Consider the following 23,244-nt stretch of genomic DNA (forward strand, 5'->3'; position numbering starts at 1 on the left):
AGTCTATTGTAGGAATTTCTTCATATCAAGAATGTTGTCAGACAGCAGTTCGAGACGCTCTTTCCCGAAGCATCACGTGTTGAACTTGAACAGCATGATGTCGCCGTCCTGGACGACATATTCCTTGCCTTCATCGCGTGCCTTGCCGGCTTCCTTGGCCGCCACTTCGCCACCNCATCACGTGTTGAACTTGAACAGCATGATGTCGCCGTCCTGGACGACATATTCCTTGCCTTCATCGCGTGCCTTGCCGGCTTCCTTGGCCGCCACTTCGCCGCCCAGCGTGACGAAGTCGTTATAGGCGATGGTCTGGGCGCGGATGAAGCCGCGTTCGAAATCGGTGTGGATGACGCCGGCGGCCTGCGGGGCCTTGTCGCCCTTGTGGATGGTCCAGGCGCGCGTCTCCTTCGGCCCGACGGTGAAATAGGTGATGAGGTGCAACAGCTCGTAGCCGGCGCGGATGACCTTGTTCAGGCCGGGCTCGTCGAGGCCGAGCGAGGACAGGAATTCCATCTCCTCTTCATCCGAAAGCTGGGCGACTTCGGCCTCGATCGCGGCCGAGATCACCACGGTGCCGGCGCCCTGGGCGGTCGCCATCTTTTCCACGGCCCTGGTGTGTTCGTTGCCGGTGGCGGCATCGGCCTCGGCGACGTTGCAGACATAGAGCACGGGATGCGAGGTCAACAGGTTCAGTCCCTGCAGGATGCGCAGGTCCTCGGCCGAAATGCCCTTGAGCAGGATGCGGGTCGGCTTGCCGGCCTGCAGCAGTTCGAGCGCTGCCTCCATCATCGGCAGCACGGTCGTCGCTTCCTTGTCCTTGGTCGAAGCGCGCTTGCGGAATTGCACGATGCGGCGCTCGAGGCTGTCGAGGTCGGCGAGCATCAGCTCGGTCTCGACCGTCTCGGCATCGGCGACGGGGTCGATGCGGCCCTCGACATGGGTGATGTCGTCATCCTCGAAGCAGCGCAGCACGTGCACGATGGCGTCGACCTCACGGATGTTGGCGAGGAACTGGTTGCCCAGCCCTTCGCCCTTCGAGGCGCCGCGCACCAGGCCAGCGATGTCGACGAAGGAGATGCGGGTCGGGATGATCTCCTTCGACTTGCCGATCGCGGCGATCTTGCCCAGGCGCGGGTCGGGCACCGCCACCTCGCCGGTGTTCGGTTCGATGGTGCAGAAGGGATAGTTGGCGGCCTGCGCCGCCGCCGTTCTGGTCAACGCGTTGAAGAGCGTGGACTTGCCGACGTTGGGCAAGCCAACGATGCCGCATTTGAAACCCATTTTTGTCCGGTCCTATCGGGAATTCGAAATTTGATGAGGGCTATGGGCGATAGGGGGGAGGAACGTCAAGCCCCGCGGTCGCGCGGGGAGGGCCGCGAAAGGCCGCATCGCAGGGCGATCGGCCGTTTTTGAGCAGTTCGAGCCGCGCTTTTAGGACGCTACTTCACGTCGATGGTGACCGGCTGAACGGCCCGGACAATGTCTTCCCACGGCCGCTTCAGTTCAAAGCGAAGCTGGATCTGTCCAGGCTTGCCGCAAGAAACCGTGAAACGCTGCAAGGTTGTGCCGCCTATCCCTGTGTCATCGGGCTTGCTCTCAATCTGGGTGATGGTGCAGCCCGCCGGCGCCGGCGGAACCGACCAGACGACGCCCGCGCCAGGCGTCGCCGGCAATTCCACGACAATCTGCTCGCCGATTGCGGGTTGGAAATTCATGGTCGCTCGTTCGTTCGCCATTGCTTCTTCCTTTGTGGCGACGGGCGGCGCGCCGATGCGCGCCGCCTTCCGATCCCATCACCGTCGCCTCAGTTCCAGCCGTTGCTGGGAGCCGTCTGCCAACGATGATATAGGGCGAGATCCGTGCCGCGCACGAAGACTTCCATACGGCCGTCCTTGTTGTTGACGATCGCCGTGTCGCCGACGATGCCGCCACCCAGCGATGCCCAGCCGCTCCAGCCATTGCTCGGCGCGGTCTGCCAGATGTGCCAGCAGGCCCCGTCAGTGCCACGGGCGAAGATTTCCATGCGCCCGTCGGCATTGTGGCCGAGCGCCGGCGCGCTGGTGATGATGCCGCCCAGCGATGCCCAGCCGCTCCAGCCATTGTTGGGCGCGGTCTGCCAGATGTGCCAGAGCGCATTGTCGGTGCCGCGCCCGAACACTTCGAGGCGGCCGTCCTTGTTCTGGCCAACGGCAAGGTCGCTGGTCAAAATGCCACCCAGCGAGGCCCATGAACTCCAGCCATTGTTGGGGGCTGTCTGCCAGAGATGCACCACTGCCCCGTTGTTGGCACGAGCGAAGACCTCGATGCGGCCGTCCTTGTTGTTGGAAGCTACCGGATTGCCCGATATCTGGACGCCAAGCGAAGCCCAGCCGCTCCAGCCCCGTTGCGGGCCGCCTTGCCAGATGTGCCAGAGGCCGCCGTCATTGCCCCTGGCGAAGACTTCTACCCGTCCGTCGACATTGCGCACCGCACTGGGGTCGCTGGTGATGCCGCCGCCGAGCGAAGCCCAGCCGCTCCAGCCGCTGCTGGGCGCGGTCTGCCAGATGTGCCACAGGGCGCCATCGGCTCCCCTGGCGAACGCCTCAAGCCGGCCGTCGGCATTGCTGATGACGGCCGGGGTGCTGGTGATGATGCCGCCCAGCGATGCCCAGCCGCCCCAGCCATTGTTGGGCGCGGTCTGCCAGATGTGCCAGAGCGCGTTGTCGGTGCCGCGCGCGAAAACCTCGATGCGGCCATCCTTGTTGTTGCCGGCGACGGCTTCGGTGGTGAGCTTGCCGCCCATCGGCTGCCAGCCGGACGATGGCAGGATGATGCCGGTTGCACCGTACATCGGGTACAACTGGCCGTCATATTTGAAGTCGTCATAGCTGATCTTGCCAAAGCCGCCGATGCCCCAGGTCGTGTCCCACGAGTTCTTGACGATCCAGCATTGCTCCGCCTCGGAATAGCCGATGACGAGAACGCAGTGGCCGCCGGCGACATCGCCGGTGACGTGGTGGTAGATGCCGCCGGAATAATTGAAGAAGTCGTTGTAGACGGTGAAGCAGCCGGCGACCGGACCGACGCTGCTGAGATGGTTCTTGATCGCGTTCGCATCCACCAGCTTGTGCACGGCCGTCAGCTTGCTGATGCGCGCCGGACGGTTCGGCGCGGCGTGGCAGGCCGGTGGGCCGCTCCAGATATCGTTGTTGGGAAATGCCGACGGGTACGGGAAGCCGGCTTCGTCGCAGACGCCGCGTCCCTTGATCTGGTCGAGGCACTGGTCGGGCCACCAGCCGCCGCAATCGGCGCCGTGCGATGAGCAGAAATGCGAATCGGCTTCCGACAGGTCGAACCAGCGGCCGGTCTCGATATGCGACATCGCCTCGATAAGGCCGACCGAGCCAAACGAGACGCAGGAGCCACATCCGCCCTGGTTCTTGACCGGGGTAATATGATTGCCGTTCTTGTTGCGCCAGTCGACGGCGGGCGCAAAACCCGGCGCCGCGGCAAGCGACGGCGGCTGGTTGCGTGCCGCCGCGAGCAGGGCGATGGCTTCATCGCTGGGAATGGCGCCCAGCATCTGGAGGCGTTTTTTGGGGTCCATGAGCGAGATCGGGGTTTCGGCCGCCCGCCATCTGGCATTGTTGGTTGCCAGGGCGCTGCTCAGCGCAGAGAACGTCAAAGGAGTTCGGGCCATAAACAGTTCCCTCGTGTCGGTGAAAACGTGCGACTGCCCGGCAAAGCCGAAAGGCATGCGACAACCACACTTTGCATCCATGACCTTCGGCAGGGTCATGGTCTGTGAGGGATTTCACTATTGGATATGCTGACGGCGCATCGGCGGCCCAAGCCGCATCGGTCGGGAGGCTTGAGGCCGTACTCGCTGCTTCCGCGGGGCAAATCCAGACAAATTCCGGCAGCTCTATGCAGGCGATCGCGTGGTCAGGGATGCATCAGCCGTGGCGGTCTGAAATTGTCAGCCGGCGTTCGTTCGCTCCGGGAATGATCGCCCGGCGGCAGCCGTTTCAGCCGTCGTTTTTGCCGAACAGCTTTTTCAGCATGGCGGCCATCGGGCCACTTTCCGGTAGCTTGGCCGGTGCCTGCTGCGGGCGCGCCTGGCGGATGTGGCTCTGGGCCTTAGGGCCTTGCACTTTGGGGGCCTTGGGTGGCGGGCGGTCATCGTCGCCGGTCGGCACGAGCTTGTCGCGCAAGGCGAGCGTTACCCGGTTCATGAAGGAATTGTCGTCGCCCTTGGCCAGCAAGCCGGCATCGTCGGCTATGGTGTCGAGCAGAACGTCCAGCCATTCGCGGTCGGCCTTGGCGAAGTCGCCGAGGACATGGCCATGCACCATCTCCTTGACGCCGGGATGGCCGACGCCGATGCGAACACGGCGGAAGTTCTTGCCGACATGCTGGTCGAGCGAGCGGATGCCATTGTGGCCGCCGGAGCCGCCACCGACCTTGACCCGAACCTTGCCCGCTGCAAGGTCGATCTCGTCGTAGAAGACGGTGAGTGCCTCGGGGCCAAGCTTGTAGAAGCGCAGCAATTCGCCGACCGACTGGCCGGACAGGTTCATGAAGGTCTGCGGTTTGATCAGGATGATCTTTTCGCCGCCGAGTGTGCCCTCGGCGATCAGGCCCTGGAATTTCTTCGACCAGGGCGAGAAGGAATGGCGGCGGGCGATTGCGTCCGCCGCCATGAACCCGACATTGTGCCGGTTGTCAGCGTATTTCGCGCCCGGATTGCCGAGGCCTGCAAAGACAAGCGCTGTCTTCTCTGGCATCGTCAGCTCCAGGCGTGAAAGAGTTACTTCTCTTCGGCGGCCGGAGCCGCTTCCGGTGCAACCTCGACCGTCTCTTCCGTCTCCGGCTTCATCGCCGACGAACCGGCAATGGTTGCGACGGTGAAGTCGCGGTCGGAGATCACCGGCTTGACGCCGGCCGGCAGCTTGACCGCCGAGATGTGGATCGAATCGCCGATGTTGGTGCCGGTGAGATCGATGGTGATGAACTCCGGGATCGCATTGGCCGGGCAGTGGAACTCGACTTCGTGCCGCACGATGTTGAGCACGCCGCCGCGCTTGATGCCGGGCGACTTGTCCTCATTGATGAAGTGGACAGGCACATCGACATTGACCTCGGTGTCCTTGCCGATGCGCAGGAAGTCGACATGGACAGGGAAATCCTTGACCGGGTCGAGCTGGAAGTCCTTCGGCAGGACCTGGATCTTCTTGCCGTCGACATCGATCGTGGCGATCGTGGTCAGGAACCCGCCGCCATGGATCTTGTAGTAGATGTCCTTGTAGGTGAGAGCGATCGCCAGGGGAGGCTGCTTATCACCATAGATTACTGCAGGCACTTTACCGTTGCGGCGAACTGCACGGGCGGACCCCTTACCGACCTGTTCGCGCGCTTCGGCCTTGAGCTCGTAAGTATCGTGGCTCATGGCTTTTCCTTTCGCGTGTTATGGAGCGTTTGCGGCGGGCAATGTGCCCAAGCCGTAAACGTCGAAAGCCGCCAGTCCTGGATGTCCGAATGCCGGCAGCCGCTCACGCGGACCTTTGTTCGGGATCACAAGGGGAAGGCAGCCTTCCGCCGCGTTGCCTCCAAGGGTGTCTACGCGGGTGGCGGCTCTATAGCGGAAGGCGGGCAGGCGTGCAAGCCATGGCGGGGCGGTCGCCAGCCCCAGATAATAGCCGACCCGTTAGGCGATAGAGCGAGGCCGGTCGCGGGCCCGGCTAGTCCTGATCGCGGATCAACGCCTCACACAGTGCCTGGATCTGCCGGATTAGCGCGCCAAGCTCAGCCAGCGCCGTGCCCGAGCGCGCGGGCAACAGCCGATGGTAGGCACTACTGCCGCGACATGAGCTTAAGCCACTGGCGGCGGAGCTTCTGGGTCAAAGTGCGTTTGGGTCGTGCTCGGGAGGTGATCTGCACGCGCCAGTCCGGAATATTCCAGTCCGGAACATAATTGCCGGGTTCCGTGCTTGCTGCCCGAACCTTCAGCGCCAGCCATGTCATGTCGACAGGCGCGCATCCATTGGCCAGCAACCGGTTGGTGAGCATATGCTCATTGAGAATGGCCCGGGCCTTGCTCTCGAAAAACGGCAGCGTTTCAGGCGTAAGATCGAACCTGGAATGCCAGACAGTCCATTTGCTGCCCCCGTCGCCGGTGAGCCAACGCAGCAAAAACCGCTGACATCCTTGCGAGATCGGCGCGTCTTCACGGAAGGGCTGCCGGGGGTTCCCGCTGAAAATCGGGGTGTTCCTGCCGACGCTTACCAAAGATCCCAGGCTGCTGAGTTGTCGTGGGCGCATCAAGATGAACGAACTGCGGAGCCATGCCTGCGAAGCGATTCCGAAAATCGAGATAGCCTCGTCGTGAAAATCAATGCGGCCCAGCGCCCCTTGTAAGCCAAGCAGCGACCGTAACGAACCGCGATCAATCAACTTGAGATGGTCAGGTGTGGATGCCGCGAAGGCCGAAGTGGCCAAGTGGACCAGATCGTAGTCATGAAGTTTGGCACCGATATGATTGATGCCACAGTCCCACGCCGAGAACTCCCAATCGACGTTCGACGCGCCGATCAGTTCGACCTCGCGGTCGAGATCGGAGCCATGACCGACCGGCAACGAATTGTCGATCACGAGCATGCGATGCGCGACGTCCGGCAACTGGTGGGCGAACATAGCTCGCAAGTCCTGCCATGCGGTCGGATACTTCTGGGGCCCGTGACGCACCAGAAGGGTCAAAACACGAAGCGGGGGAGCGTGCATGTCGAATCCAGGCGCACCGTTTTCCAGCGTCAACGCCTTCTTCCCGTCAAGTGCGAACGGATCTTTTTCAACGTCTTCTCGAGGCGGGATGAACGCAAGCAGGTCTTGAGAATTTCCCCGCTGTTGTAGGTTATGACGAAGCCACTTATCTTGGGGTTGTTGACGCCCATTTACCCCGCCTTTTCTGCAGCATTGCACGTGCAATACCCTATAGCAGAATAGAAAGACTACAGGTCATTCCGCATGAATCGGTTGTTCCAATTTCGTTTCGTGCGAGCCTGAACACAGAAGACTAACCTGCGGGCCTATTTGCTGATCAAGGCGTCACGCAGTGCCTGGATCTGCCGGTTCAGGGCGTCCAGCTCAGCCAGCGTCATGCCCGAGCGCTCGACCAGGGTCTCGTTCAGACAGTTGCACTGGACGAGCAGCGAGCGTCCGGCTGGTGTCAGGTCGACCTGGACCTGGCGCTCGTCGGCCCGGCTGCGCTGGCGGGTGACCAGCCCCGCCTGCTCCATGCGCTTCACCAACGGTGTGATGGTGCTCGATTCCAGAGCGAGGCGGTCGGCGATGGAGCCGACCGACATGCCGTCGGCCTCTCCAAGCGCGTTGAGCACCAGATATTGCGGATAGGTGATCCCCATCTCGTCCAGCATCGGCTTGTAGGTGCGATTGATCGCCATCGAGGTGGCATAGAGCGTGAAGCAGAGCTGATTGTCCAACGGGAGAGGCACGACGCATTCCTTTGCCGATTAATCACGAGATGCATACCACGAAAAATGATATCGTGATACATATTTTTATAGACAAGGCCTTCGAGTTGCGTTAGCGGTATTGGTGTCGCGACATTGTTTATCGCGATAACAATTAAAGGAGATTTGAGATGGCTTCGCAGACAAAGTCTGGCTCGGGCAGCGGCACGTTCACCACCAAGGATGGCACGCAGATCTACTACAAGGACTGGGGAACCGGTCAGCCCATCGTCTTCCATCACGGCTGGCCGTTGAGCAGCGATGATTGGGACGCCCAGATGCTGTTCTTCCTGGCGCAGGGCTACCGCGTCATCGCCCATGACCGGCGTGGTCACGGCCGTTCGACGCAGACCGATGTCGGCAACGAGATGGACACTTACGCCGCCGACGTCGCGGCACTTGTCGCGCATCTCGACCTCAAGGACGCCATTCATGTCGGCCATTCGACCGGGGGCGGCGAAGTGGCGCGTTATGTGGCGCAGTACGGTGCCGGCGGGCGCGTCGCCAAGGCGGTGCTGATCGGCGCGGTGCCGCCGATCATGCTCAAGACATCAGCCAATCCCGGCGGCCTGCCGATCGAGGTGTTCGACGGTTTCCGCGCCGCCCAGGCCGCCAACCGCGCCCAGTTCTTCCGCGATGTTCCGGCCGGCCCGTTCTACGGCTTCAACCGTCCGGGTGCAGAGGTGTCGCAGGGCGTCATCGACAATTGGTGGCGCCAGGGCATGATGGGCGGCACCAAGGCGCATTACGATTGTATCAAGGCCTTTTCGGAAACCGACTTCACCGAGGATCTGAAGGCAATCGACGTGCCGGTGCTGGTCATGCATGGCGACGACGACCAGATCGTGCCGATCGCCGACTCGGCGCTGCTGTCGATCAAGCTGCTCAGGAAGGGCGAGCTCAAGGTCTACAAGGGTTTTCCGCATGGCATGGCGACAACCCACGCGGACGTCATCAACGCCGACCTGCTGGCCTTCTTCAAGGCATAAGGCCGTTCGGAACGAAAAAAGCACCCGCCGTCTGGTGGGTGCTTTTCCTTGTGTGGGTTTCCGGTCTGATCTAGGCGGCCGCTTGTGCCTTCCTGGCTTCCTTCATGTTGGGCAGGAACACGGTCAGCAATCCAAGAAACGGCAGATACGAGCAGATCTGGAAGACGAAATCGATGCCCTTCATGTCGGCGACGACGCCGAGCACGGCAGCCGCGATGCCGCCCATGCCGAAGGCGAAGCCGAAGAAGATGCCGGCGATCATGCCGACGCGGCCGGGCACAAGTTCCTGGGCGAAGACGACGATGTTGGAGAAGGCCGAGGACAGGATCAGCCCGATCAGCACCGTCAGAACCATCGTCCATTCCAAATTGGCGTAAGGGAGCGCCAGCGTGAACGGCAGCACGCCGACGATCGAGAACCAGATCATCGCCTTCTGCCCATAGCGGTCGCCGAACGGGCCGCCGAGCAGGATGCCGAGCGCCGAGGCGCCGAGGAACAGGAACAGCATGACCTGCGACATCTGCACCGAAACGCCGAACTTATGGATGGAATAGAAGGTGTAGTAGCTGGCGAGGCTGGCGATGTAGGCGTTCTTGCTCAGCACCAGTAGCGTCAGCACGATCAACGCGTTCATCACCTTGCGGCGCGGGAAGGGCGAGACGAAGCTTGCCGCCTTGCGATTGCCTTGCGCGGCGCGCAGGCGGCTGTACCAGCCGCCGACCTGCCACAGGATGACGATGCCGATCAGCGAGCCGACGGCGAACCAGGAGATGCTGGTCTGGCCGAAGGGCACGACGATGAAGGCGGCCAGCAAGGGGCCCATCGACTGGCCGAAATTGCCGCCGACCTGGAACAGCGATTGCGCCAGGCCGAACCGGCCGCCGGAAGCGAAGCGGGCGATGCGCGAGGATTCCGGGTGGAAGATGGCCGAACCGATGCCGATCAGCGAGGCGCCGATCAGGAGCAGGTAGTAATGCCCGGCATAGGCCAGCACGACCAGGCCGATCAGCGACGAGGCCATGCCGTAGGGCAGAGAATAGGGCATCGGCCGCTTGTCGGTGACCATGCCGATGATCGGCTGCAGCAGGGATGCCGTCACCTGGAAGGTGAAGGTCAACAGGCCGATCTGCCAGAAATCGAGGCCGTAGTTCTCTTTCAGAAGCGGATAGATGGCCGATAGCAGCGACTGCATGATGTCGTTGATGCAGTGGCACAGGCTCACCGCCAGGATGACGGTGAAGGCCGTCGCCTGGGCTGAAGCGGCGGTCGCGGGGGAAGCGACGCTGGTGGCTGTCGTATCGGTCAAGATAGGCTCCGTGGTCTTTTTGGCGGGCACGCCCGCGGGCAATCTGGCGGACGCTCTGCGGCCACCCTAGGGACGGTTGCCTTATAAGCTGCTTGCCGCGCGACTTCTTTCGTGGTTTGGTCCAATAGTTTCGCGAGTGGGCCAGAGAAGATGCCGCATGGCAGGGAAATCTTTCGCGCCGGCAATACCGACCTCGGCAAATTGCACGAAAGCCGCTGGCAGTGGCTGGAGCAGGTGGCCGGGCCGGCGGTGGCGTTGCCGACCGAATATCCCGACGGCTACCGCGTGCCCCAGCACCGCCACAGCCGCAGCCAGTTGCTGCATGCGCTGGTCGGCGTCGTGCTGGTGACGACGCGGCACGGGCGCTGGATGGTGCCGCCCGACCATGCGATGTGGATTCCGGCCGGCACCGAGCATTCCGTCGAAATGCTTGGCGATGTCTCGATGCGCTCGGTCTATGTCATGCCAGGCGCGATCGCCGGACTGCCCGAAGGGTTGCGCGTCGTCGGCGTCACCGATTTGATGCACAGCCTGATCGTGGAATCGGAAAAACTGCCGCAGGGCGGTGAGTTGGAAGGGCGCGGCGGGTTGATCATGAACCTGCTGCTGCACGAAATCCCGACCTTGCCGGAGCGGCCGCTTGGGCTGCCGTTCCCGTCCGATCCGAGGCTGGCGGTGCTCTGCCGGCGCTTCGTCGCCGCGCCCTCGCCGCACGCGACGATCGACGAGTGGGCCGATGCCGCAGGCATGAGCCGCCGCTCCTTCACCCGCGCCTTCCAGCGCCAGACCGGCTTGTCGCTGTCGACGTGGCGCCAGCAGGCCTGCCTGTTCGCCGCGCTGCCGAGGCTCGCCGATGGCGAGCCGATCACCAGGGTGGCGCTCGACCTGGGCTATGACAGCGTGCCGGCCTTCATCACCATGTTCAAGCGGATGCTCGGCACCTCGCCGCGCGGCTATATGCGCGGCGCACGCGAAAGCGTCGAGGTCGCTCGTCGCCTGGTCGGCCCGGTTCGGCTGGAAAGCCCCGCGCCGTAGCGGCAGCTGTCTAGTCTAGACGTAATTCCGGGACGGAAAACCGTTTTACACTTTTCCTGGAATTACTCTAATCGAACAGACTCGACACCGATTCCTCGGTCGCGGTGCGCGAGATGGCTTCGCCCATCAGGTCGGCGATCGAGATGACGCGGATGTTGGGCGCGTCGAGCACGGCCTGCGTCGGCTGGATGGAATCGGTGATAACCAGTTCCTGCAGCTTCGAGCCGCTGATGCGGGCTACCGCTCCGCCCGACAGCACGCCATGGGTGATGTAGGCGGTGACGCTGGTGGCGCCGTTGGCCAGCAGCGCGTCGGCGGCATTGCACAGCGTGCCGCCGGAATCGACGATGTCGTCGATCAGCAGGCAGTCCTTGCCGGCGACCGCGCCGATGATGTTCATGACTTCCGATTCGCCCGGGCGCTCACGGCGCTTGTCGACGATGGCGAGCTGGGCGTCGAAGCGCTTGGCCAGCGCGCGGGCCCGCACCACGCCGCCGATGTCGGGCGACACCACCACGACATTGCCGAGCTGTTTGTATTTCGCCTTCACATCGCGGGCCATCACCGGCACCGAAAACAGGTTGTCGGTCGGAATGTCGAAGAAGCCCTGAATCTGGCCGGCATGCAGGTCGAGGGTCAAGACGCGGTCGACGCCGGCACGGGTGATCATGTTGGCGACCAGCTTGGCCGAGATCGGCGTGCGGCCGGAGGCGCGCCGGTCCTGCCTGGCGTAGCCGAAATAGGGGATGACCGCCGTGATGCGTTTTGCCGACGAACGCATGAAGGCATCGATCATGATGAGCAGTTCCATCAGGTGATCGTTGGTCGGGAACGAGGTCGACTGCAGGATGAAGACATCCTCGCCACGCACGTTTTCCTGGATTTCGACGAAGATTTCCTGGTCGGCGAAGCGCCTGACCGTGGCCTTGCCCAGCGGGATGTTGAGATAGCGGGCGACCGCTTCGGCCAGCACCCTGTTGGAATTGCCCGCGAAGAGTTTCATGCACCGTTCCTGGTGGAGGATGGAGAACCCGGACAGACTCTCCTGCACCTTTTAACCGGGCTTTTAGCGGCCCGCGCCCGTATTGCAAGCGCCGAGATGGGGAATCCGCCGGCTAAGCCTAGGAAAACTGCACGCTCATCACTGGCGGGCAACACCTCAGCCGGCCTTGCCGCCGAGAAACGCCGTGAACTGGTCGATCGTTTGGTCGGCAATCGCCTGCATGGTGGCCGGCGCCACCGCTTTCCAGGCGTCGGCGCTGCCGCCGGAATTGACCGAAGGCGCTTTCATCTGCCCATTGATGCGGTGCAGCCGGTTGCCGGCCGGGTCGTAGACATCCCAGACATAGATGACGGTGGTGTCCTTGCCTTCGGAGATCGCCGAGAAATAGCCCTTGAGCACATGGGTTCCGGTCTGATCCTGGCTGCCGGCCAGCGTGATGCCACGCTGCTTGGCCCGCGTCTGCAGTTCGGCCGTCAGCGGCGTGGCGGCTTCCACCGAAGCGCCGACGATCGGCGCGATCTGCAGGCGTGTCTTCGACAGGATGGCGGCGCTTTGGGCCGATGTCAGCGGCGCGGCAGTGGTCGCAGGAGCGCCGGCGGTGGTGGTGGCCGTCGATGACGGCGCGGGAACAGTGGCCGCGCCTTGCGCTCCCGGCGCCGAGGCCGCCGGCGGGGTGATGGCGGAAGGTTCGAGAACGTCCTTTGCGTTGGTGCAGGCGGCAAGAGCCAATGCCACAAGCAATGACACGGTCGTCACATGCGATCGTCTCATTTGCCTTCTAACTCCTTGGCGAAGAACGCCTCCCATTATGGATTCACTGTACGATCAAGTCGAGATCATGGCGGGACAGCGGCTTCGGCTGGGATTCGGTGGTCAGATAGGTGCGGCCAAGCGTCATTGCCGTCTCCGCCTCGGAATCCATGATGATCATGTGGGCGAACAGCGTCATGTTCGGCGAGATCGGCTCGGGGTTGCCCTGGTAGAACATCGGCATGTCCATCCAGGACGGGGTGAAGCGGGCACCGACCGAGTAGCCGCAGGCGTTCAGCCGATGCTTGGTCAGGCCATGCGCTTCCATGGTGCGGGCGTGGGCATCGAACACGTCACCGAAACTGTTGCCCGGTGTCATTGCCTTTTCGACGGCAAGAAGGGCAGCGCGGGCCGCGTCGAACAGTTCCTGATGGCGCTTCGAGACCTTGCCGGTCAGCACCGTGCGCATCATCGGCGCATGGTAATGATGAAAGACGCCGGCCCATTCCAGCGTCAGCTGGTCGTTCTTGGTTAGCTTGCGGCGGCCGGCCTTGTAGCGGCAGAGCAGCGCGTCGATGCCGGAGCCAATGATAAACTCGTTGGCCGGATAATCGCCGCCGCCGGCAAAGATCGCACCTTGCATGGCAGCCAGGATCAGGGCTTCGTCGCCACCCTGCTTGATCAGCGGCAAGGCCGCGTCCAGCGCGTCGTCGGAGAGGTTGGCGGCCCTCTCGGCCTTGGCGACCTCGGCCGGGCTCTTGAACAGGCGCAGCCGGCCGACGATGCCGGATGCATCGGCGATCTGGCCGAAGGTCTGCAATTGCTCGTCGAGCCGCCGGCCATTGAAGGCGGTCAGGCCGTGGGTGTCGTATTCGACGCCGATGCGGGCGCCGAGCAGGTCGAGATCGTTGAGCAGATTGCGCAGGTCGACCGCCGGATTGGCGCCGTCGCGGTCGGTCCACAGCACGATGTTGTCGATGATGGAGGTCTGGCGTGCCTGGCGCAGGTCGGCCGAGCGGGTCAAAAGCACCATCGAGCCGTCGGCCTTCACCACCAGGCACTGGAAGAAACAGAAGCCGAACGTGTCGTAGCCGGTGAGCCAGTACATGCTTTCCTGCGCGAACAGCAGCATGGCGTCGAGCTTCTTTTCGGCCATCTCGATCATCAGCCGGTCGCGCCGCGCGTCGAATTCCGATCGTTCAAAATGCAGCGCCATTATTCCTTCTCCAAAACGATGGCCGAAACCTGCCGGCCGTAATCGGGCTCCTTGCGGTGCGTGGTGCGCCTGTAGGAGTAGAACAGATCTTCCTCGGCATAGGTGCAGCGGCCGAGGCCCTCAGCCTTTACGCCGGCCCTGGCCAGCCGGTCGACCGTATAGCGGTTGAGATCGAACATGGCATGGCCGGCATGTGCCGAAGGCGCGAAATAGCCGAAATTTTCCGCATCGGCCTCGACGAAGCGAGCGACGAATTCCGGTCCGACCTCGTAGTTTTCGGGGCCGATCGAGGGGCCGAGCACGGCTATGATGTTTTCGCGCCGGGCGCCGAGGCCTTCCATGGCGGTGATGGTGTTTTCGAGCACGCCCGTGAAAGCGCCTTTCCAGCCGGCATGCGCCGCGCCGATGACGCGCGCTTCCATGTCGGCGAAGAGTACCGGGCCGCAATCGGCTGTCGAGGCGCCGATGGCGATACCCGGCCGGTCGGTAACGATGGCGTCGGCTTTGGGCCGTTCGCCGGAAAAGGGTTCCCTGGCGACAATGACGTCGGGCGAATGGACCTGCCAGGCGGTCAACAGATGGTTCGGCGGCACGCCCATCCAGGCGGCGACACGGCGGCGGTTCTCGGCCACCAGCGCCTGGTCGTCATCCGACCCGGTGCCGACGTTGAGGCCCTGGTAGATGCCGGTCGAGACGCCGCCTATGCGGGTGAAATAGCCATGGCGGATGCCCTGTGCCTGCGCCTTGTCCAGCAGCGGCGACCGAACGGGATCCGGTTTGGTCTGATTCAGCATGCGGGCGTTGTTGTCCGTGTGGGCGGTTTCGTCAAGAAAAAGCGACCGGCGGTTCCACCGCTCTTTTGCCGGACGGGAGATTGGGAGGGGTAACGGTGAAAAGTCAATCCGCCGTGGCAAAGGGGCGAACGGCCACGCCACGCGGGACGATGGCAAGCACCTTGAACAGATCGCCCATCGCCTGCGGGCCGGCGAGGCGTTCGACGTCGTCGGCAATCTTGTCGCGCGCCGCCTGGCCGGCATCGGCGCCAAGCCGGCCGGCGCGCTCGAGAATGCCCATGCCGAGCAGGAAATCGCCCTGTCTCGACAGATAGGCGTCGAGGCCATGCGCGCGCACGATTGCGGCAAGGGCGGCGAAATCGACATGGGAGGTGAGGTCGGCTTCGCCGGGATTGGCCAGCACATCTTCGTGAATGTGCTTGCGCAGCGCCTGCAGCGTGTCGCCGACACCCGGCTGCAGATGGCCGTAGTCAGGGAACAGCCCGGCGCCGCCATGACTAGATATGCGCTCGGCAATGGCCGCCATCAGGGCGGAGCGGGCCGGTGCAACTTCGACGATGGCACCTTGTGGTGCCTCGCCGGCGTCGGCGGGGAGCAGCGTCGGATCGACCGAGCCGGCGCCGGCGAAGAAGCAAAGCTCGTCTTTGTCGTCGAGGCCGACCATGCGCTCGCGCCAGCCGGCGCCGGCACGGACGAACTGGCGGGTGGGCACGGCGTCGAACAATTCGTTGCCGACGATCAACAGCGGCTGCCGCGGCAGCGTGTCGATTGTTTCGTGCCAGCCAACCGCGAAGGGCGTCGCGCCAAGCGTCTGCTTCTGGATCCCGGCCAGGCGCGGGCTGGTCTCGATCATGGCGAAGGCAGCGCCGTTGGCCAGGTCAGGTTCGAGCCGCGACAAGGTGCGCAGCATGTCCTTCATCAGCGTGCCGCGGCCAGGACCGATCTCGGCGATGGTGACCGGCATCGGCCGGCCGATCGCAGCCCAGGCCTGGTAGAGCCAGACGGCGACGAGTTCGCCGAACATCTGGCTGATCTCAGGCGCGGTGATGAAGTCGCCGGCGACGCCGAAGGGCTCGCGCGTCGTGTAGTAGCCGTCCGCGGGGTCGAACAGGCACATCGCCATGTATTCGTTGACGGGGATCGGGCCCGTCGCCTCGATCAGGTCGACGATGCGGGTCTTCAGCCGCGTCATGTCGCCTGCGGCTCTGCTTGCGTCACCGGCTTGGCGGTGGCCATTGCCCAGATGCCGGCCAGCACCATCGGCGTCGACAGGATCATGCCCATGGTCAGCCAGTTGGTGCCGAGGAGGTAGCCGAGCTGCTGGTCTGGTTCGCGGAAGAACTCGACAAAGATGCGCGACAGGCCATAGCCGCAGATGAAGGCGCCGCCGACGAAGCGCGGCGTCTTCAGCTTGAGGCGTGAATGGGTGAGGATGCGCAGCACGAGGAACAGCACGACGCCTTCGAGCAGGGCCTCGTAGAGCTGGCTGGGATGGCGGGCAAACGGCCCGCCATTGGGAAATTCGATTGCCCAGGGCACGTCCGTCGGCCGGCCCCAGAGTTCCGAATTGATNGCGAATGGGTGAGGATGCGCAGCACGAGGAACAGCACGACGCCTTCGAGCAGGGCCTCGTAGAGCTGGCTGGGATGGCGGGCAAACGGCCCGCCATTGGGGAATTCGATTGCCCAGGGCACGTCCGTCGGCCGGCCCCAGAGTTCCGAATTGATGAAGTTGGCGACGCGCACCAGGCCAAGGCCGACCGGCACGCCGGCGGCCACGACATCGAACAGCGACCAGGTGCGGATGCCGCGCTTGATGGAAAACAACGTCATGGCGAGGATGACGCCGAGCAGACCGCCATGGAACGACATACCGCCTTGCCAGACGGCGAAGATGTCGAGTGGATGGGCAATGTAGCGCGCCAGATCGTAGAACAGGACGTAGCCGGTGCGGCCGCCGAGCACGACGCCGATCGCCGCCCAGACGATGAAGTCGTCGAGGTCCTCCGGCTTCATCGGCAGGATGCCGTCGGGCCACAGCTTCGGGTTGGCGGCGAGCCGCTTNTCGTCGAGGTCCTCCGGCTTCATCGGCAGGATGCCGTCGGGCCACAGCTTCGGGTTGGCGGCGAGCCGCTTGGCATACCACCAGGCGAACAGAATACCGACAATGTAGCCGACGCCGTACCAGTGCACCGCCAGCGGCCCGATCTGGATGAGGATCGGGTTGATATTGGGAAACGGCAGCGAGGCCAGCGGCAGCAGGAAATATTCGTTCAACGGGGAGCTCTCGGTTGCGAACGCGTTGGGCGCGGACCATGCGGCAGGGTTTTGGCAGGGTCAAGGCAAGGTGGTCGGCGTCAAAGGTCGGATCGGATCACCGTTGCAGGCCCATCGCGCCGCGCAGGCGGTGCGCTCAATCCCGAGGCTTGGCGGCCACCAACTGCCGCAACGCGTCGTTGATCCTGTCCTGCCAGCCGGGCCCATCTTCCTGGAAATGATCGAGTACGGCCCGGTCGATCCGGATCGAAACCAGCTCGCGGACATTCGGCGCGGCCGAAGCTTCGCGAATTGGCGGTGCCGGCTTCTTCACCGGTTTGAAGGCAGCTTCGGCGGCTGCCATCGGATTTGTCGGTCGGCGCGGGGGCGTTGCCATTGGTTGACCCTGACTGAGATGTGCTTGACGCGGTAGGAGATGAGAACACAATAGGCGATCTGGAGCCCTCAAGTACAGCTTTTGCGCCGCCTGAGAGCTTCTTACAAGCATGGCACTGCCATGCGCCATAGCAACGCAGAGGCCGCACCAGCCCTCAACCTTCTTGCATTCGGCGCGCCGCGCCACTACGTCAATTTCAGCAACCGAGGATTTGCCATGTCGACCGGACCGAACCGCATTCTCGATGAATTCGCCAAGCTGATGACCGATGCCGCGGGTGCCGCGCAAGGCGTTCGGCGCGAGGTCGAGACCGCCTTCAAGGGGCAGGCCGAGCGTATCCTCAACACGATGGACGTGGTGCAGCGCGAGGAATTCGAGGCCGCGCGCGAGATGGCCGCCAAGGCCCGGGACGAGAATGCCCGGCTTGCCGCCCGTATTGAGTCGCTCGAAGCCAGGCTCGCCGAACTGGCCGGTGATGCCGCACCGGCGGCGGCGGCAAAGCCTCGCGCAAAAAAATAATCGTTAAACTTTTCCACATAGTGCGAGTCTGAAAAGCGCTTTGCCGTGAATCGCTTAACGGCATTGCATGAATCTTTGTGACAACGCCTTTCCACATGCGAATGCCGCAGTGCGAAAAATTGGGCTGTTCACGCGACTCCCGATCAATAGACTGAATTTGTTGCATGATTCGGAGCAGGGTCATGCGGCCGGGCGGTGGGGTCCGGTCTGGGGTCTTTGCGTCGAGAAGCAGTCTTTCGCGCGAAGAAAGTCCTGGCCGTCCGAGTTCTAGATCAGATTGTTCGTTGTGTGTGCCCTCCCGCGGAGCGTGTGGCGGCGCTCCTCAGAACGACAGGAAGCATTCCATGGAACTTCTCGAACTCGAATTCTCCCGCGAAATCCATCCGGTGGATGTTATCGAGCAGGTGGCCCACAACAACGACTGGTCCTTCGAACGGGCCGGCGATGATGAAATCTCGATCTCGGTTGCCGGCAGCTGGACCGATTATCACGTGTCCTTCTCCTGGATGGAGGATTTCGAGGCGCTGCATCTGGCCTGCGCCTTCGACATCAAGGTGCCGGAGACCCGCGCGCTGGAAGTGATGCGGCTGTTGTCGTTGATCAACGAGCAGATGCTGTTCGGCCATTTCGATCTCTGGGAGCAGGAAGGCGCGATCATGTTCCGCCAGTCGCTGCTCTTGGCCGGCGGGGTCGAACCGTCGAGCCAGCAGGTCGAGGTGCTCTTGTCCTCGGCGCTGGAAGCTTGCGAATGCTACTTCCAGGCCTTCCAGTTCGTCGTCTGGTCGGGAACCTCGGCCAAGGATGCGCTGGCCGGCGTGTTGTTCGAGACCTATGGCAACGCCTGAGCGGTACGCGAATGAGTGCAAGCAAAGAGCGCAAACCTGAGATCAGTTTTGCCGATTTCGATCGTGTCGACATCCGCGCCGGCACGATCGTCGAGGCCGAACCGTTTCCGGAAGCGCGCAAGCCGGCCTTCAAGCTGAAGATCGATTTCGGCCCCGACGTCGGCATCAAGAAGTCGTCGGCGCAGATCACCAAATACTATACGCCGGAAACGCTTGTCGGCCGGCAGGTGTTCGCGGTGGTCAATTTCCCGCCGCGCCAGATCGGGCCGTTCATGTCGGAAGTGCTGACGCTGGGTTTTCCCGACGAGGAGGGCGCCGTGGTGCTCGGCGCCATCGAGCGCAAGGTGCCGGACGGCGGACGGCTGTTCTAGGGAACCCACCGCCGCGTTCCTTCACGCTGCGTTTTCAGATCAGCCTTCGTCAGGCGGCCAGCTTCCGCGTTCTGCCCAGCGCTTCCTCGACCGCATCGAGGAACATTTCGGCGCAAGCCTTCCAGCTGTAGCGCATTGCGCGTTCGCGAGCCTGAGCCCGGTCGACGTTGAGGGCGGCAAGCGCTGCCTCACGCAAATCGTTCGAGACCGCGCCGCCAAAGCCGTCGCCGACGATGTCGATCGGCCCGGTCACCGGATAGGCGGCTACCGGCGTGCCGCTGGCCAGCGCCTCGATGATGACGTTGCCGAAGGTGTCGGTGCGGCTGGGGAAGACGAAGACGTCGGCCGAGGCATAGATCTCGGCCAGTTCGTCATTGGGGCGGTGGCCCAGGAAATGCGCCTGCGGGTACCTTGCCTTGAGCTTGGCGAGTTCCGGTCCCTCGCCGACGATCACCTTGCTGCCTGGCAGGTCGAGGTCGAGAAAGGCGGAAAGGTTCTTTTCGATGGCGACGCGGCCGACGCAGAGGAAGACGGGGCCGGGAAAGCCGAGGTTCTTGCGCTTGTCCGGGCGGAAATGATCGGTGTCGACGCCGCGCGTCCACGGCCGGAGCTTGTTGAAGCCGCGCGCCGAAAGATCGTCGGCGAGCGACTGGGTGGCGACCAGCGTGCCCTGGCCGGAATTGTGGAAATCACGAAGCCAGCGATAGGCCCAGCTTTCCGGCACCGGAAGGCGGGCGCTGAGATATTCAGGAAAGCGCGTGTGGTAGCTGGTGGTGAACGGGCGGCCGGCATTGCGGCAATAGCGCCGCGCCATGATGCCGAGCGGCCCTTCGGTGACGATATGGATGTGGTCGGCCCTGTAGGCATCGATCAGCCTGGCGACGTGGCCGGGCGTGGTCAACGCCAGCCTGATGTCGGGATAGGTCGGCAAGGGCAGCGTGCGGAAGATGTTGGGTGTCAGGAAATCGACCGCGACGTCGAAGGATTTCAGGGTTTCGGTGAGCCGCTCCAGCGTGTGGACGACGCCGTTGATTTGCGGGCGCCAGGCGTCGGTGACCATCAAGATGCGCATGGCGGCCCTTTGCTGGAAAGGTCGGCGGTTGCGTTGAGACGATGCCGGAACGGCGACCAGCCCGCCGCCCGCGCTTGGCTCCAGCGCACCTTGGCGGGTACGGGATCGAAGTGAGGCGGCAAGGACGAATCAAGTGTAGTCGCGCGTTTCATGCGTGCTCTTGATCATGATTTCATGACGGGCGGATGAAGCAGCCTTCCGGTTGGGCATGATCTCTGGACAAACGATTTCCGTTTGTCCGAGAAAAGCCGGTTCTACTTTCCGGGATCGTGCCGCGGTCAGGCCGGAACCTTGATCACGGCCCGCAATCCGCCGAGCGGACTGTCGTCGAGGGTGATGTCGCCGCCATGGCTGCGGGCAATGTCGCGGGCGATCGACAGGCCCAGCCCGGTGCCGCTGGCATCGAGGTTGCGGGCCTCGTCAAGCCGTACGAAGGGCTTGAACACGTCCTCGCGCCTGTCGATCGAAATGCCGGGACCGTTATCGTCGACGGTGACGACGAGGGAGCCACGTCCGTGGTCGGCGGTGACCTCCACCGTCTTGGCATAGCGGAAGGCATTGCCGATGACGTTGGACAACAGCCGGGCGAAGGCATTCGGCCGCACATGCACGGTCGGATCGCCGGAAAGCGTCGTCGACAGTTTGCATTTGCGCAGGGCCGCTTCTTCGCCGAGTTTCTGGAAATAAGCTTCGAGGTCGAAGCGTCCCGGATCTTCCGAGGCTTCGCCGCGGGCAAAGGAGAGATAGCCTTCCAGCATCGACTGCATGTCGTCGATGTCCTGGTTGAGGGCCGCCTTGGTGTCGGCCTTGCCGCCGGCCAGCGCCAGCTGCAGCTTGAAGCGGGTGAGGATGGTTCTCAGGTCATGACTGACGCCGGTCAGCATGGCGGTTCGCTGTTCGATCTGGCGCTCGATGCGCTCGCGCATCTGGATGAAGGCAAAGCCGGCACGCCGCACCTCCTCGGCGCCGCGCGGACGGAAATCGCGCGGCATCGGCCTGCCCTTGCCGAAGCTCTCGGCGGCTTCGGCGAGCGTCAGGATCGGCCGAATCTGGTTGCGCAGGAAGGGAATGGCGATCATCAGCAGCACCAGCGAGGTGCCGACCATCCAGATCAGGAAGATGTGGGTGTTCGAGGCATAGGCCTGGCTGCGGCGCACGAAGACGCGCAGCACCTTGCCCTCGAGCTGGACGCGCACCTCGACGATGTTGGAATTGCCGACGGTGTCGATCCAGAACGGGCGGTTGATCTGGCGGGTGATCTCGGACGAGAGGACGTCGTCGAGGATCGAGAAGAAGGGCTTCGGCCCAGGCGGCGGCAGGGGGTCGGGAGGCAGGAGGTCGACCTTCAACTGCATGCGATCCTGCGCGATGCGGATGATGTTGGCATAGTCGGCATCGTGCGGATAGGTCTCGATCAGATCGATGATGGCTGCGATGTCGCGCACGGTGGCCTGCGACAGGCGCTGCGTCACGGTCGCCCAATGACGCTCCATGAAGACGAAGGCGACGACCGATTGCAGAAGGATCATCGGCGCAATGACGATGATCAGCGAGCGCGCATAGAGGCGCTTGGGCATGTAAAAAGAAACGAGGCGCCAGAACCGGTTCCAGATGCGCGGCACCGTCTTGAGCGTTCGCGTGGCGCGTGCGCTCAAGGCGTCATTTTCCGGCTGTTCCAGTTCCGTGGTCGCCATTGGCTCTTTTCATCCGCCGGCCGCAATTCAGGCCGCCGCCGGTAACTCTATTCCACGCTGAGCCGATACCCAATACCGCGCACGGTTTGCAGCCAGACCGGGTTGGACGGATCGCGCTCGATCTTGCGGCGCAGCCGGTTGATCTGGACGTCGATGGTGCGCTCGCCCACCTCCGAATCGTCGCCGACCAGTTCGTGGCGCGGAATGGTCTCGCCGGCGCGCGCGGCGAAGATCGCCAGGATCTCCTGCTCGCGGTCGGTCAGCTTCAGCGCCTCGCCGCCGCGCTTCAGTTCGCGTCGGGCGATCTGGAAGGTGTAGGGGCCGAAGACCAGCTGTTCGACCTTGGGCGTCGTCGCCGGGCCGCCGCGGCGCAGGATGTTGTTGATGCGCAGGATCAGCTCGCGCGGATCGAAGGGTTTTGGCAGATAGTCGTCGGCGCCGGCCTCCAGTCCGGAGATGCGGCTGTCTGTCTCCGACAGCGCCGTCAGCATCAGGATCGGCACGTTCTTTTCGGCGCGCAGCGATTTGGTGAGATCGACGCCGCTTTCGCCCGGCATCATCACGTCCAGCACGAGCAGGTCGAAATCGAGGCCGGCGAGCTTGCGCCGGGCTTCGTCGGCATTGCCGGCAACGGTGACGCGAAAACCGTTCTCGGTGAGATATTGCTTGAGAAGATTGCGGATGCGGGTGTCGTCGTCGACCACAAGCAGATGCGGCGCGTCGTCGTCCGGTGCGGCCGCCTGATCGACCCTCTCAGTGCTCTCCATGGCTTTTCCCTGACATTTTTGCGGACCCAACGTCGATCTGAGCTCTCAGTTCCGGATTGACCATCGCTTCGAGGAAGCGTTCCACCAAGGTCCGTTCGGTGGCTCCGGAATCTTCCAATGCAGCACGGATGCGGCGCGACTGTGGCCGCGCCAGGGCCAGAGCCAGCGCACGGCCCTTGGCCGTCGGATAGAGTTCGCGCTGGCGGCGGTCGCGCGGCCCTTGCAATTGCACGACATGGTCGGTGTCGATCAGTTGCTTGAGCACGCGCGCCAGGCTCTGCTTGGTGATCTTGAGCACGTCGAGCAGTTCGGCGACCGTCAGGCCCGGCCTGCGGTTGACGAAATGCAGCACCCGGTGGTGGGCACGGCCGAAGCCGTAATTGGCCAGGATCTGGTCGGGATCGGAGGTGAAGTCGCGATAGGCGAAGAAGAACAGCTCGATGATGGCGAAGTCGATGCCGTCCTCGTCGGTGATCGCGGTCCTGATCGGTTTCCCTGAGTGGCTTCGATCCGTCATCATTTCTCCATGGGAAAGGGATATTATGTCAGTACTATTGACGTAATTTCCCTGCAATGGTAATTTTTGACAAGCTTTTGGGCGGATTGCGAACGAAAAGGCAAGGCAAGCCGGTTTTTCCGGAACTTCCTGAGTTTGCCAGAGCGTGAATATCCGCTTACGCTTCGAGACACCGGCCGGCGTCTCCAATCACATGGTACGGCCAA

24 protein-coding genes and 2 pseudogenes are annotated in these 23,244 nt (G+C 63.2%); 5 read left to right on the forward strand and 21 right to left on the reverse strand.

The window, feature by feature from the left end:
* Window positions 1–72: 72 nt before the first annotated feature.
* From X741_RS1000000168945 to X741_RS143685, 8 genes are all read right to left on the reverse strand, one after another.
* Window positions 73–165 (reverse strand): DUF933 domain-containing protein, encoded by a 93-nt coding sequence (locus tag X741_RS1000000168945; protein ID WP_023779594.1) that lies wholly within the window; start codon window positions 163–165, stop codon window positions 73–75.
* A 12-nt stretch (window positions 166–177) separates the two neighbouring features.
* Window positions 178–1,281, reverse strand: coding sequence for a redox-regulated ATPase YchF (gene ychF, locus X741_RS143710; RefSeq protein ID WP_023779596.1), 1,104 nt, complete (start codon window positions 1,279–1,281; stop codon window positions 178–180).
* A gap of 158 nt (window positions 1,282–1,439) precedes the next feature.
* On the reverse strand, window positions 1,440–1,736 hold the full coding sequence (locus X741_RS143705; RefSeq protein ID WP_013893482.1) for a protease inhibitor I42 family protein: 297 nt from the start codon (window positions 1,734–1,736) through the stop codon (window positions 1,440–1,442).
* Window positions 1,737–1,804: 68 nt separating this feature from the next.
* On the reverse strand, window positions 1,805–3,586 hold the full coding sequence (locus X741_RS1000000168950; protein ID WP_198024000.1) for a C1 family peptidase: 1,782 nt from the start codon (window positions 3,584–3,586) through the stop codon (window positions 1,805–1,807).
* Window positions 3,587–4,007: 421 nt separating this feature from the next.
* Window positions 4,008–4,766, reverse strand: a complete 759-nt coding sequence (pth, locus tag X741_RS143700; protein WP_023779598.1) for an aminoacyl-tRNA hydrolase — start codon at window positions 4,764–4,766, stop codon at window positions 4,008–4,010.
* 23 nt (window positions 4,767–4,789) lie between these two features.
* Window positions 4,790–5,428 (reverse strand): 50S ribosomal protein L25/general stress protein Ctc, encoded by a 639-nt coding sequence (locus X741_RS143695; RefSeq protein WP_023768833.1) that lies wholly within the window; start codon window positions 5,426–5,428, stop codon window positions 4,790–4,792.
* A gap of 404 nt (window positions 5,429–5,832) precedes the next feature.
* The gene (locus X741_RS143690) at window positions 5,833–6,792 is read right to left on the reverse strand and encodes a hypothetical protein (RefSeq protein WP_245272770.1); all 960 of its coding nucleotides are present in this window, start codon (window positions 6,790–6,792) and stop codon (window positions 5,833–5,835) included.
* Window positions 6,793–7,064: 272 nt separating this feature from the next.
* On the reverse strand, window positions 7,065–7,490 hold the full coding sequence (locus X741_RS143685) for a MarR family transcriptional regulator (protein ID WP_031250356.1): 426 nt from the start codon (window positions 7,488–7,490) through the stop codon (window positions 7,065–7,067).
* A 149-nt stretch (window positions 7,491–7,639) separates the two neighbouring features.
* Between X741_RS143685 and X741_RS143680 the strand changes: the two genes are divergently transcribed.
* Window positions 7,640–8,497 carry an alpha/beta hydrolase gene (locus X741_RS143680; protein WP_023779601.1) on the forward strand — a complete coding sequence of 286 codons (858 nt, stop codon included), beginning with the start codon at window positions 7,640–7,642 and terminating at the stop codon, window positions 8,495–8,497.
* A gap of 70 nt (window positions 8,498–8,567) precedes the next feature.
* On the opposite strand, the gene X741_RS143675 is transcribed toward X741_RS143680, so the two are convergent.
* On the reverse strand, window positions 8,568–9,803 hold the full coding sequence (locus tag X741_RS143675; protein WP_031250357.1) for an MFS transporter: 1,236 nt from the start codon (window positions 9,801–9,803) through the stop codon (window positions 8,568–8,570).
* Window positions 9,804–9,953: 150 nt separating this feature from the next.
* Here X741_RS143675 and X741_RS143670 point away from each other — a divergent pair, with 150 nt between their 5' ends.
* Entirely contained in the window at window positions 9,954–10,838 is an 885-nt protein-coding gene (locus X741_RS143670; protein WP_023779603.1) for a helix-turn-helix transcriptional regulator, read from the forward strand.
* A gap of 67 nt (window positions 10,839–10,905) precedes the next feature.
* On the opposite strand, the gene X741_RS143665 is transcribed toward X741_RS143670, so the two are convergent.
* The 8 genes and pseudogenes from X741_RS143665 to X741_RS143635 form a co-directional block, all read right to left on the reverse strand.
* The gene (locus X741_RS143665; RefSeq protein WP_023768826.1) at window positions 10,906–11,841 is read right to left on the reverse strand and encodes a ribose-phosphate pyrophosphokinase; all 936 of its coding nucleotides are present in this window, start codon (window positions 11,839–11,841) and stop codon (window positions 10,906–10,908) included.
* A 156-nt stretch (window positions 11,842–11,997) separates the two neighbouring features.
* Window positions 11,998–12,612 carry a hypothetical protein gene (locus X741_RS143660; protein ID WP_031250358.1) on the reverse strand — a complete coding sequence of 205 codons (615 nt, stop codon included), beginning with the start codon at window positions 12,610–12,612 and terminating at the stop codon, window positions 11,998–12,000.
* A gap of 43 nt (window positions 12,613–12,655) precedes the next feature.
* Entirely contained in the window at window positions 12,656–13,807 is a 1,152-nt protein-coding gene (locus X741_RS143655; RefSeq protein ID WP_023779605.1) for a Xaa-Pro peptidase family protein, read from the reverse strand.
* The gene (pgeF, locus tag X741_RS143650; RefSeq protein WP_023779606.1) at window positions 13,807–14,601 is read right to left on the reverse strand and encodes a peptidoglycan editing factor PgeF; all 795 of its coding nucleotides are present in this window, start codon (window positions 14,599–14,601) and stop codon (window positions 13,807–13,809) included. The genes X741_RS143655 and pgeF overlap by 1 nt, the downstream gene beginning before the upstream one ends.
* Window positions 14,602–14,704: 103 nt before the next feature.
* Window positions 14,705–15,793, reverse strand: a complete 1,089-nt coding sequence (locus X741_RS143645) for a class I SAM-dependent methyltransferase (RefSeq protein WP_023779607.1) — start codon at window positions 15,791–15,793, stop codon at window positions 14,705–14,707.
* Window positions 15,790–16,173: pseudogene (locus tag X741_RS0135630) on the reverse strand (prolipoprotein diacylglyceryl transferase); the annotation flags it as partial. The pseudogene X741_RS0135630 and the gene X741_RS143645, both read right to left, overlap by 4 nt.
* A 2-nt stretch (window positions 16,174–16,175) precedes the next feature.
* A pseudogene (gene lgt, locus X741_RS143640) lies at window positions 16,176–16,877 on the reverse strand (prolipoprotein diacylglyceryl transferase); the annotation flags it as partial.
* 136 nt (window positions 16,878–17,013) lie between these two features.
* On the reverse strand, window positions 17,014–17,253 hold the full coding sequence (locus tag X741_RS143635; RefSeq protein ID WP_031250360.1) for a BrnA antitoxin family protein: 240 nt from the start codon (window positions 17,251–17,253) through the stop codon (window positions 17,014–17,016).
* Between the two features lie 216 nt (window positions 17,254–17,469).
* Here X741_RS143635 and X741_RS0135635 point away from each other — a divergent pair, with 216 nt between their 5' ends.
* From X741_RS0135635 to X741_RS143625, 3 genes are all read left to right on the forward strand, one after another.
* Entirely contained in the window at window positions 17,470–17,772 is a 303-nt protein-coding gene (locus X741_RS0135635; RefSeq protein ID WP_013893498.1) for an accessory factor UbiK family protein, read from the forward strand.
* Between the two features lie 344 nt (window positions 17,773–18,116).
* A complete protein-coding gene (locus X741_RS143630; protein WP_013893499.1) occupies window positions 18,117–18,617 on the forward strand; it encodes a YbjN domain-containing protein in 501 nt (166 codons plus the stop codon).
* Window positions 18,618–18,628: 11 nt separating this feature from the next.
* The gene (locus X741_RS143625) at window positions 18,629–18,988 is read left to right on the forward strand and encodes a tRNA-binding protein (protein WP_023779611.1); all 360 of its coding nucleotides are present in this window, start codon (window positions 18,629–18,631) and stop codon (window positions 18,986–18,988) included.
* Between the two features lie 49 nt (window positions 18,989–19,037).
* Here the strand turns inward: X741_RS143625 and X741_RS143620 are convergent, their stop codons facing one another.
* The 4 genes from X741_RS143620 to X741_RS143605 form a co-directional block, all read right to left on the reverse strand.
* On the reverse strand, window positions 19,038–20,060 hold the full coding sequence (locus X741_RS143620; protein ID WP_023779612.1) for a glycosyltransferase family 1 protein: 1,023 nt from the start codon (window positions 20,058–20,060) through the stop codon (window positions 19,038–19,040).
* A 278-nt stretch (window positions 20,061–20,338) separates the two neighbouring features.
* Complete coding sequence (locus X741_RS143615; RefSeq protein WP_023779613.1) at window positions 20,339–21,754, reverse strand: ATP-binding protein; 1,416 nt, start codon at window positions 21,752–21,754, stop codon at window positions 20,339–20,341.
* 47 nt (window positions 21,755–21,801) lie between these two features.
* A complete protein-coding gene (locus X741_RS143610) occupies window positions 21,802–22,521 on the reverse strand; it encodes a response regulator transcription factor (RefSeq protein WP_013893504.1) in 720 nt (239 codons plus the stop codon).
* On the reverse strand, window positions 22,508–23,038 hold the full coding sequence (locus X741_RS143605) for a MarR family transcriptional regulator (RefSeq protein ID WP_031250361.1): 531 nt from the start codon (window positions 23,036–23,038) through the stop codon (window positions 22,508–22,510). Before X741_RS143605 ends, X741_RS143610 begins: the two co-directional genes overlap by 14 nt.
* Window positions 23,039–23,244 lie beyond the last annotated feature (206 nt).

Origin of the sequence: Mesorhizobium sp. LNHC221B00 (assembly GCF_000502935.1) — a bacterium.
Taxonomy (GTDB): domain Bacteria; phylum Pseudomonadota; class Alphaproteobacteria; order Rhizobiales; family Rhizobiaceae; genus Mesorhizobium; species Mesorhizobium opportunistum.

What these genes read in the sequence shown, in the direction of transcription:
- X741_RS1000000168950 (WP_198024000.1), bottom strand. Translation starts at nt 3,586, where the DNA reads ATGGACCCCAAAAAACGCCTCCAGATGCTGGGCGCCATTCCCAGCGAT.
- X741_RS143605 (WP_031250361.1), bottom strand. Translation starts at nt 23,038, where the DNA reads ATGACGGATCGAAGCCACTCAGGGAAACCGATCAGGACCGCGATCACC.
- X741_RS143610 (WP_013893504.1), bottom strand. Translation starts at nt 22,521, where the DNA reads ATGGAGAGCACTGAGAGGGTCGATCAGGCGGCCGCACCGGACGACGAC.
- pth (WP_023779598.1), bottom strand. Translation starts at nt 4,766, where the DNA reads ATGCCAGAGAAGACAGCGCTTGTCTTTGCAGGCCTCGGCAATCCGGGC.
- X741_RS143635 (WP_031250360.1), bottom strand. Translation starts at nt 17,253, where the DNA reads ATGGCAACGCCCCCGCGCCGACCGACAAATCCGATGGCAGCCGCCGAA.
- X741_RS143620 (WP_023779612.1), bottom strand. Translation starts at nt 20,060, where the DNA reads ATGCGCATCTTGATGGTCACCGACGCCTGGCGCCCGCAAATCAACGGC.
- X741_RS143680 (WP_023779601.1), top strand. Translation starts at nt 7,640, where the DNA reads ATGGCTTCGCAGACAAAGTCTGGCTCGGGCAGCGGCACGTTCACCACC.
- X741_RS143665 (WP_023768826.1), bottom strand. Translation starts at nt 11,841, where the DNA reads ATGAAACTCTTCGCGGGCAATTCCAACAGGGTGCTGGCCGAAGCGGTC.
- X741_RS143670 (WP_023779603.1), top strand. Translation starts at nt 9,954, where the DNA reads ATGCCGCATGGCAGGGAAATCTTTCGCGCCGGCAATACCGACCTCGGC.
- X741_RS143625 (WP_023779611.1), top strand. Translation starts at nt 18,629, where the DNA reads ATGAGTGCAAGCAAAGAGCGCAAACCTGAGATCAGTTTTGCCGATTTC.
- X741_RS143630 (WP_013893499.1), top strand. Translation starts at nt 18,117, where the DNA reads ATGGAACTTCTCGAACTCGAATTCTCCCGCGAAATCCATCCGGTGGAT.
- ychF (WP_023779596.1), bottom strand. Translation starts at nt 1,281, where the DNA reads ATGGGTTTCAAATGCGGCATCGTTGGCTTGCCCAACGTCGGCAAGTCC.
- X741_RS143645 (WP_023779607.1), bottom strand. Translation starts at nt 15,793, where the DNA reads ATGACGCGGCTGAAGACCCGCATCGTCGACCTGATCGAGGCGACGGGC.
- X741_RS143705 (WP_013893482.1), bottom strand. Translation starts at nt 1,736, where the DNA reads ATGGCGAACGAACGAGCGACCATGAATTTCCAACCCGCAATCGGCGAG.
- X741_RS143660 (WP_031250358.1), bottom strand. Translation starts at nt 12,612, where the DNA reads ATGAGACGATCGCATGTGACGACCGTGTCATTGCTTGTGGCATTGGCT.
- X741_RS143695 (WP_023768833.1), bottom strand. Translation starts at nt 5,428, where the DNA reads ATGAGCCACGATACTTACGAGCTCAAGGCCGAAGCGCGCGAACAGGTC.
- X741_RS143615 (WP_023779613.1), bottom strand. Translation starts at nt 21,754, where the DNA reads ATGGCGACCACGGAACTGGAACAGCCGGAAAATGACGCCTTGAGCGCA.
- pgeF (WP_023779606.1), bottom strand. Translation starts at nt 14,601, where the DNA reads ATGCTGAATCAGACCAAACCGGATCCCGTTCGGTCGCCGCTGCTGGAC.
- X741_RS143655 (WP_023779605.1), bottom strand. Translation starts at nt 13,807, where the DNA reads ATGGCGCTGCATTTTGAACGATCGGAATTCGACGCGCGGCGCGACCGG.
- X741_RS0135635 (WP_013893498.1), top strand. Translation starts at nt 17,470, where the DNA reads ATGTCGACCGGACCGAACCGCATTCTCGATGAATTCGCCAAGCTGATG.